Origin of the sequence: uncultured Amaricoccus sp., assembly GCF_937858865.1 — a bacterium.
Lineage (GTDB): Bacteria > Pseudomonadota > Alphaproteobacteria > Rhodobacterales > Rhodobacteraceae > Amaricoccus.
The window spans coordinates 1-7,812 of record NZ_CALLYO010000143.1; the positions used below are offsets into that span (position 1 = coordinate 1).

General features: G+C 74.3%; 9 protein-coding genes. 5 read left to right on the top strand and 4 right to left on the bottom strand.

Translation table 11 applies throughout. The features are described from left to right. The 5 genes from ligD to Q0112_RS04080 all read left to right on the top strand — a co-directional run. Positions 1-801: non-homologous end-joining DNA ligase (ligD, locus tag Q0112_RS04060; RefSeq protein WP_297971753.1), on the top strand; the 801-nt coding region annotated here is incomplete at its 5' end. Positions 802-826: 25 nt separating this feature from the next. Then, positions 827-1,696 carry a Ku protein gene (locus Q0112_RS04065; protein WP_297971757.1) on the top strand — a complete coding sequence of 290 codons (870 nt, stop codon included), beginning with the start codon at positions 827-829 and terminating at the stop codon, positions 1,694-1,696. Next, positions 1,693-2,775 carry a tetratricopeptide repeat protein gene (locus Q0112_RS04070; RefSeq protein ID WP_297971760.1) on the top strand — a complete coding sequence of 361 codons (1,083 nt, stop codon included), beginning with the start codon at positions 1,693-1,695 and terminating at the stop codon, positions 2,773-2,775. Before Q0112_RS04065 ends, Q0112_RS04070 begins: the two co-directional genes overlap by 4 nt. After that, positions 2,772-3,410: an alpha/beta family hydrolase gene (locus tag Q0112_RS04075; RefSeq protein WP_297971763.1), complete on the top strand. Its 639-nt coding sequence runs from the start codon at positions 2,772-2,774 to the stop codon at positions 3,408-3,410. The genes Q0112_RS04070 and Q0112_RS04075 overlap by 4 nt, the downstream gene beginning before the upstream one ends. Beyond that, positions 3,407-4,195, top strand: a complete 789-nt coding sequence (locus tag Q0112_RS04080) for an exodeoxyribonuclease III (protein ID WP_297971766.1) — start codon at positions 3,407-3,409, stop codon at positions 4,193-4,195. Before Q0112_RS04075 ends, Q0112_RS04080 begins: the two co-directional genes overlap by 4 nt. A 30-nt stretch (positions 4,196-4,225) precedes the next feature. Here Q0112_RS04080 and Q0112_RS04085 read toward each other — a convergent pair whose 3' ends face one another. From Q0112_RS04085 to Q0112_RS04100, 4 genes are all read right to left on the bottom strand, one after another. Then, a complete protein-coding gene (locus Q0112_RS04085; RefSeq protein WP_297971769.1) occupies positions 4,226-4,768 on the bottom strand; it encodes a DUF488 family protein in 543 nt (180 codons plus the stop codon). Positions 4,769-4,776: 8 nt separating this feature from the next. Next, positions 4,777-5,211, bottom strand: a complete 435-nt coding sequence (locus Q0112_RS04090) for a hypothetical protein (protein WP_297971772.1) — start codon at positions 5,209-5,211, stop codon at positions 4,777-4,779. A gap of 18 nt (positions 5,212-5,229) precedes the next feature. Then, a complete protein-coding gene (locus Q0112_RS04095; protein WP_297971775.1) occupies positions 5,230-6,759 on the bottom strand; it encodes an FAD-dependent oxidoreductase in 1,530 nt (509 codons plus the stop codon). 190 nt (positions 6,760-6,949) lie between these two features. Then, a partial coding sequence (locus Q0112_RS04100; protein WP_297971777.1) for a PaaX family transcriptional regulator C-terminal domain-containing protein occupies positions 6,950-7,812 on the bottom strand: 863 nt, incomplete at its 5' end.

A 7,812-nucleotide genomic window follows, 5' to 3' on the forward strand; every position in this document is an offset into this window, starting at 1 on the left:
AAGCTCGACGTGGCGGTCTATTATGCGGCGGTGGGGGACTTCATGCTGCCGCATCTCCTCGGGCGGCCGGTGAGCCTGGTGCGCTGCCCGAGCGGTCGGCCGCAGGACTGCTTCTTCCAGCGGCACCGGTTCATGGGCATGCCGGCGGGGGTGGAGAGCTTCGAGACGCAGACGAGCGACGAGGAGGACCGGACCTATCTGACCATCGCCGACGCCCGCGGGTATCTGGCGCTGGCGCAGTTCGGGGTGGTGGAGTTCCACACCTGGGGGTGCCTGGTCCGGCGGCTGGAGCGGCCGGACCGGGTGGTGCTCGACCTCGACCCCGGCGAGGGGGTGGGCTGGCGGGAGACGGTGGAGGCGGCGGTGCACGTGCGCGGGGAACTCGCGGCGCGCGGGCTCGTTGGGTTCGCCAAGACGACCGGAGGCAAGGGGGTGCACGTGGTGGTGCCGGTGACGCCGAGGCTCGACTGGAAGGCGACGCACCGGGCGGCGAGCGCGCTGGCGGCGGGGATCGCGGCGGGGGCGCCGGAGGTCTTCACGACGGTGATGGGGGCGGCGAACCGGAGGCGGCGGATCTTCATCGACTTCCACCGCAACGCGCGGAGCGCGACGGCGGTGGCGCCCTATTCGTTGCGGGCGCGCAACAATCTGCCGGCTTCTGCGCCGCTGGCGTGGGAGGATCTCGAGAAAGTCGACGCTCCGGAGGATTTCAACTATGCTTCCCTGCCGGGGCTGGTGGCCGCCTCGGGCGATCCATGGGCCGACATCGGAAATTTCGCGCGCGACCTTCCGCGAGTGTAGCAGGGGGGCGTGAAAGGAGGGGAGCATGGCGCCGAGGGCATCCTGGAAGGGATATCTGAAGCTGAGCCTGGTGAGCTGCCCGGTGCGGCTCTATCCGGCGACGAGCTCGAGCGACCGGGTGCGGTTCAACCAGCTGCACAAGGAGACGCACAACCGGATCAACATGAAGCCGGTCGACCCCGAGCTCGGGCTGGTGGAGCGGTCGGATCTGGTGAAGGGCTACGAGTACGAGGACAAGAAGTACATCATCATCGACGACGAGGATCTCGAGGCGGTGAAGCTCGAGACCAACCACACGCTGAACGTCGAGGCCTTCGTGGACGCGGACGAGGTGGACGTGATCTACCAGGACACGCCCTATTATCTGGCGCCGGACGGGGCGATGGCGGAGGAGACCTTCATCGTGCTGCGCGAGGCGATGCGCGGGGCGGGCAAGCTTGCGATCGCGCGGCTGGTGCTGTCGAGCCGGGAGCGGGTGGTGACGATCGCGCCGCGCGAGAAGGGGATGTTCGTCTGCACGCTGCGCGCGCCGAACGAGGTGCGGGCGGCCTCGGCCTATTTCGACGACATCCCGGACGCCGAACCCGATCCGGAGATGCTCGAGCTCGCCGAGGCGCTCGTGGCGCAGAAGACGACGAAATTCGATCCGAAGGCCTACGAGGACCGCTACGAGGCGGCGCTGATGGCGATGATCAAGGAGAAGCTGAAGGGCCACAAGCCGATCATCGCCGCCGAGCCGCAGCGCGGCAACGTGGTGAACCTGATGGATGCCTTGAAGGCGAGCCTCGGGCAGGCCAAGCCCGCCGCGCCGAGCAAGAGCCGGGGCAAGGCGGCGGCGTCGGCCGAGGAGAAGCCCGCCGCGAAGAAGAGGGCGCCGGCCAAGGCCAAGGCGTGAGCCTCGACGGCCTGAGCGACGGCCTGAGCGTCGGCCTCGTCGGCGCGCTCGCGGCGCTGCCGCGGCGGCTGGCGGCGCGGGCGATCGAGGCGCGCGGCGGCGAGCTGCACCGGGGCGTGACGCGGCGGACCGGGATGGTGGTCTTCGGACGGCGGCTCCTGAAAAATCCCGACGGGGTGGTGGAGGACCGTGTGGCGGCGGCGCGGGCGCCGGGGCGGGCGCTGCGGAGCGAGAACGGGTTCCTGCGGCTTCTCGTCGGCGAGGCGGGCGAGGCCGTGGGACTGAGCCGGCGGGAGATGCTGGAACGCTCGGGGCTCGGCGAGCGGGAGCTTTCGCTCATCGCGCTCTTCGACGGCTTCGAGCGGGACGTGGAGCCCTTCTCCTTCCGGGATCTGATCCTGGCGCGGAAATACGCCGGGCTCGTCGCCGGCGGGGCGGAGTGGGGGGCGATCGTGCGCTCGGTGCACCGCTTCGGGCCGGCGGTGTCGCTGACCGCCAAGGCGCTGCAGGTGGGCGACGGCGGCATCTACGCCCGGCACGCCGACGGGGTGAGCGAGCTCGACGGGCAGATGCTGCTCGGGCTCGGCGAGGCGGGGGAGGACGCCGAGGCGCTCTTCGCCGAGGCGGAGGCGGCGGAGGCGGAGGGGCGGGCCGAAGCGGCGGCGGCGCTCTACGGGCGGTGCCTGGCCGTCGATCCGGGCGATGCGGTGGCGGCCTTCAACCGGGCGAACTGCCTCGGCGCGACCGGGCGGCCGGCGGAGGCGGAGCGGGAGCTGGCGCGGGCGCTGAAGCTCGATCCGGCCTTCGTCGAGGCCTGGTTCAACCTCGCGGGGCTCGTCGCGGCGCGCGGGCGGGTGGCGGCGGCGCGGGGGTATCTGCTGCGGGCGCTCGAGCTCGACCCGGACTATGCCGATGCGGTCTTCAACCTCGCCTCGCTCGAGTTCGAGGCCGGGGATCTCGCGGCGGCGCGGCGCTGGTGGCTGCGCTACCTCGAGCTCGACCCGGAGTCCGAATGGGGGCGGCGGGCGGCGCGGGGGGTGCGCTTCGTCGAGCTGGAGACGGCGCGGGGCGCCGGATGACGGATTTACTGATCGACGGGCCGGAGGCGGCGGCGACGACGGTGCTGCTGGCGCACGGCGCCGGCGCGGCGATGGATTCGCCGGCGATGACCGCCGCGGCGCGGGCGCTGGCCGGCGAGGGGCTGCGCGTGGCGCGCTTCGAGTTCGGCTACATGGCGGCGCGGCGCGAGGGGGTGCGCCGGCCGCCGTCGCGGGCGGAGACGGTGATGCCCGAGTACCGCGCGGCGGTGGCGGCGCTGGCGGTACCGGGCCGGCTGGTCATCGGCGGCAAGTCGATGGGCGGGCGGGTCGCGAGCATGGTGGCGGACGGGCTCCATGCCGAGGGGTGGGTCGCCGGCCTCGTCTGCCTCGGCTATCCCTTCCATCCGCCGGGGCGGCCGGAGCGGCCGAGGACCGGGCATCTCGCGGCGCTGGCGACGCCGGCGCTGATCGTGCAGGGGACGCGGGATCCGTTCGGGAGCCGGGCGGAGGTCGACGGCTATCGGCTGTCGCCGGCGATCCGGGTGCTGTGGCTCGAGGACGGCGACCACGACCTGCGCCCGCGCAAGGCGGTGACGGGGCTGACGGCGGCCGAGCATATGGCGGCGATGGCGCGGGCGGTGGCCGACTGGGCGGGACGGCTGCCCGGCGGATGAGGATCGCGACCTTCAACGTCAACAACGTGGCGAAGCGGCTCGGGAACCTGCTCGAATGGCTGGCCGACGCGGCGCCGGACGTCGTCTGCCTGCAGGAGCTGAAGGTGGCGGACGGGGATTTCCCGGCCGCGGCGCTGGCCGGGGCCGGATACCGCGGGGTCTGGCGCGGGCAGCGGAGCTGGAACGGCGTCGCCATCCTGTCGCGCGGCGGGGCGCCGGTCCCGACGCGCGACGAGCTGCCGGGCGATCCGGGGGACGGCCAGGCGCGCTATGTCGAGGCGGCGGTCGAGGGGGTGCTGGTCGGCTGCCTCTACGCGCCGAACGGCAACCCGCAGCCGGGGCCGAAGTTCGACTACAAGCTGGCCTGGCACGCGCGCTTCGAGGCGCATGCGGCGGAGCTCGTGGCCGCTGGGGTGCCGGTGGTGCTGGCCGGGGACTACAACATCGCGCCCGAGCCGCGCGACGTCTATCCGACGCGGTCCTACGACGGGAACGCGCTGGTGCAGCCGGAGAGCCGGGCGGCCTTCGCCCGGCTGCTGGCGCAGGGGTGGGCGGACGCGCTGCGCGCGGTGCAGCCGGAGGGCGCGGCCTATACCTTCTGGGACTACCGGCGGAAGCGCTGGGAGCGGAACGGCGGGATGCGGCTCGACCATCTCATGCTGAGCCGGGAGCTCGCCGGGCGGCTGAAGGGCGCCGGCGTCGACCGCGAGGTGCGGGGGCGGGAGAATGCGAGCGACCACGCGCCGGTCTGGATCGAGATCGGGCCGGCAGGGCGGCGGCGCTGAGGCCGCCCGTTCCGGTCGGCGCCTCCGCCGTCACGAAGCTGGGCGCGGGTAGGTCACCCTGCCGTCTTCGGTGGCCCGGGCGGTGGGCGTCGGGCGGGCGGGCTCGCTCTGGCCGGGGGCCATGAGGTGCTCGACCGCATGGCCGGCGAAGATCAGGTGGTCGGCGATGATGCGGCGGTGGCAGCGCCACCAGAGCGCCTCGGCGCACATGAGCGCGAGGCGGTGGCGGGAGCCGAGGGCGAGGAGGTCGGCGAAGGCTGCGCCGAACACCGGGCCGAGGGCGTAGTCGGCGTAGTTGTGGAAGCTCTGCACGCGCCAGGCGGCATTGAGGCTTTCGGCGACGCCGGACTGCCGCGGCCGGCGGCCGCCGAGGGCGGGCGCGTGGCGATAGCCGATGCCGGCGGCTGCCAGCGCGGCGGGCAGGCGGTCGATGTTGTAGGCCGGGTTGCTGCGGGAACGCGGGAAGGCGCGGACGTCGACGACGAGGGCGACGCGGGCCGCCTGCAGCATGCCGAGGAACTCGTCGAGGCTGCGGTCGGAATGCCCGATGGTGGTGAAGCCGGTCGCCGCCATGCCGCGCCTCAGAGGTAGAACATCGCCTTGGCCAGGAAGACGATGAGCACGACGTGGCCGAAGACGCTGAAGTGGACGACGCGTGAGCGCCGCGAGGTGAGCCGGCCGCGGGCGCCGAGGGTCACGGCGGTGACGAAGTGGACGAGGACGCTGGCGGCGAGCAGGATCTTGAGGGAGAGGAGCGTCGCGAAGCTGCTGTCGAACGAGCGGGCGAGGGCGTCGCGATACTCCCAGGCCAGGCCGAGGCCGGCGCCGTAGAGGAGGAGGATGACGAAGGGCATGATGCGGCGGGCGCGGCGGCCGATGGCGGCTTCGACCGTGCGCATCGCCTCGCGGCCGACGGAGGCGCGGATGGCCTCGAGGACCAGCACCTCGAAGAAGACGGTGCCGACGAACATGATCGCGGCGAAGAGGTGCAGGGTGACGAGGGCGAAGTGGGTCATGCCGTGCGGGCGGCGCTCTCAGGCGCCGATCTCGCGCTCCATGGCGGCCTCGGCCTCCAGGCTCTCCCGGTCGCGGCGGACGGTGGCGATGGCGAGCGTCCGGCCGTCGCGGCGGAAGCGCAGCGCGCAGTCGCGGGCGGCGATGTCGCCGTCGAGCGCGATCTCGTCCCAGGCCTCGGCGTGGCCGACGTAGCTGATGCGCAGGTCGTAGTGGCGGCTCCAGAAGAAGGGCACGTCGGCGTGCCGGACGCCGGCGCCGAGCATGTTGAGCGCCGCGGTGTGGCCCTGGCGGAGCGCCACCGCCCAGTGCTCGACGCGGATCGGGTCGCCGGTGCGCGCGTCCGGCCAGCGGGCGATGTCGCCGGCGGCGAAGACGCCGGGGGCGCTGGTCTCGAGGAAGGCGTCGACCAGGAGGCCGCGGTCGATCGCGAGGCCGGCGGTCTCGGCGAGGGCGAGCCGCGGCCGCACGCCGACGCCCACCACCACGAGGTCGGCCGGGAGGGAGCCGCCGCTTTCGAGCGTCACGCCGCTCTCGTCGATGGCGGCCGGCCGGTCCTCGAGGTGGAAGGCGACGCCCTTCTCCTCGTGCAGGGAGCGGATGAAGTCGCCCATCTCCGGGCCGAGGATGCGCTCCATCGGGCGCCGGTCGGGAGCGACGACGCCGATCTCGAGCTTGCGGGCGCGCAGGGCGGCGGCGACCTCGAGCCCGATGAAGCTGGCGCCGATCACCACCGCGCGGCGCGCCGTTTCCGCCCGGGCGACGATGGCGCGGCAGTCGGAGAGCGAGCGCAGGGTGTGGACGTGCGGCAGGTCGGCGCCGGGGATGGGGAGGCGCACCGGCTCGGCGCCGGTGGCGAGCAGGAGGCGGTCGTAGGGCAGGGCGCTGCCGTCGGCGAGGCGGACCTCGCGCGCGCCGGTGTCGAGGGCGGCCGCTTCCGTGCCGAGCCGGAGGTCGATGCCGTTCTTGGCGTAGAAGCCGGTGCTGCGCAGCGGCAGCCAGGCCTCGGGCGCGGTGCCGGCGAGGAAGTCCTTGGAGAGGTTCGGCCGGTCGACGGGCGGCGCGTCGTCGCCGCTCAGCATGGTGAGGCTGCCCTGGTAGCCGGCGCTGCGCAGGCGTTGCGCCGCAGCGAAGCCGGCCGCGCCGCCGCCGACGATCACGATCCGCTCCGGCGGCTCGGCGCCCTTGGGCGGCTCGCGGCGGGGGAGGGGCTTCTTCGCGCCGACGCGGATCCGGCCGTCGCTCTCCTCGACCTGCCAGCAGGGGATCGAGCTCAGCGCCGGCGCGCGCAGCGCCTCGCCGGTGCGCAGGTCGAAGCAGGCGTGGTGCCAGGGGCAGCGGATGGTCTCGCCGACGACGAGGCCCTGGGCGAGCGGTCCGCCGTAGTGGCTGCATTCGGCCCCGACGGCGAAGACGTCGGCGCCGTGCCGCACCAGGAGGACGGGCTTGCCTTCGACATGGCCGAGGAGCTGGGCGCCGTCGGGGAGGTCGGCTGCGGCGACCCCCTCGACCAGGTCGGGTCCGGACGGTGCGGAAGGCTCCTCGGCCATCGGGTTCTCCCTCGGTGCCGCCGCGAGCGGGGATCGCTCGTCGCGGAAGGTCCAAAGGCGTCGCCCGATCCGGGGGCTGGCGGCGCCGGGATCCGGCGCGGGCTGGCGCATCCTCTCTTGTGGCATGGACCCGGGCGCGGCGCAAAGCGAATAGCTTGCCGGTCAGCTGCAGGATTCCCGCAGCCTGGGGTCAGGACGGGGAGGCGCGGCCGGTCATGTCGGCGAGGCGGCGCCTGAGGCGCGCCGGGTCGGGGCGGAGCGGCCCCGCGCGGCTCACCCAGCGCGCGGCGATGAGGGCATCGGAGCGCGGCGCGCAGGCGAGGTAGAGGCGGACGAAGAGCGCCCGCGCGCGGGGGCCGGGCCAGTCCTGCGGCAGCAGCGAGGGCGGCAGGAGCGGGTCGCGCAGGGCGATCTCGCGGAAGGCGTGCACGAGGGCAAGGCGCAGGGCGAGCACCTCCGGGCCGGCGAGATCGGCCGGGTCGAGACCGTCGAACCGGTCGACGAAGCCGGCCATCCGTTCGGCGAGATCGGCGAGCGGCCAGGCCGCGGCAAGCGACGGGGGCAGGGGATCCTCGGTGGCGGCGGTGAAGTGGAGGCCGGGCAGCGGCGGCAGCGGCGTGCCGCGGTCGGGCAGGAGCGCGAGCTGCGGCGCGGCGAGGCCGAAGCGGAGCCGGGCCAGGGCGGCGGCGGCCGCCTCCCGCCCGGACTCGGGCAGGAGGACGAGGTGCCAGCCGCCGAGGGGCGGCGGCTCGGGCGCGGCGTAGATGAGCCGGGCGGCGGAGGAGAATTCCTGCTGGGCGGCCGGGGTGAGGCGGTAGTAGCTCCGCCGCCCCTCCTTGGCCCCCTCGAGCCGCCCGGCGGCGACGAGGCGGCTGAGGGCGGTGCGGACCCGGCTCTCGGCGATGCCGAGCGCGCCGAGCGTCTCGACGATGTTCCCGGTCCAGAGCTCGCCGCCCCGCGGGGCGACGACGTCGCCGTAGAGGGTGACGACGAAGGGGGCGGCGCTGATCGGCAGGCCGTCGAGCAGGCGCGCCAGCGACGGCGCGCCGGGCG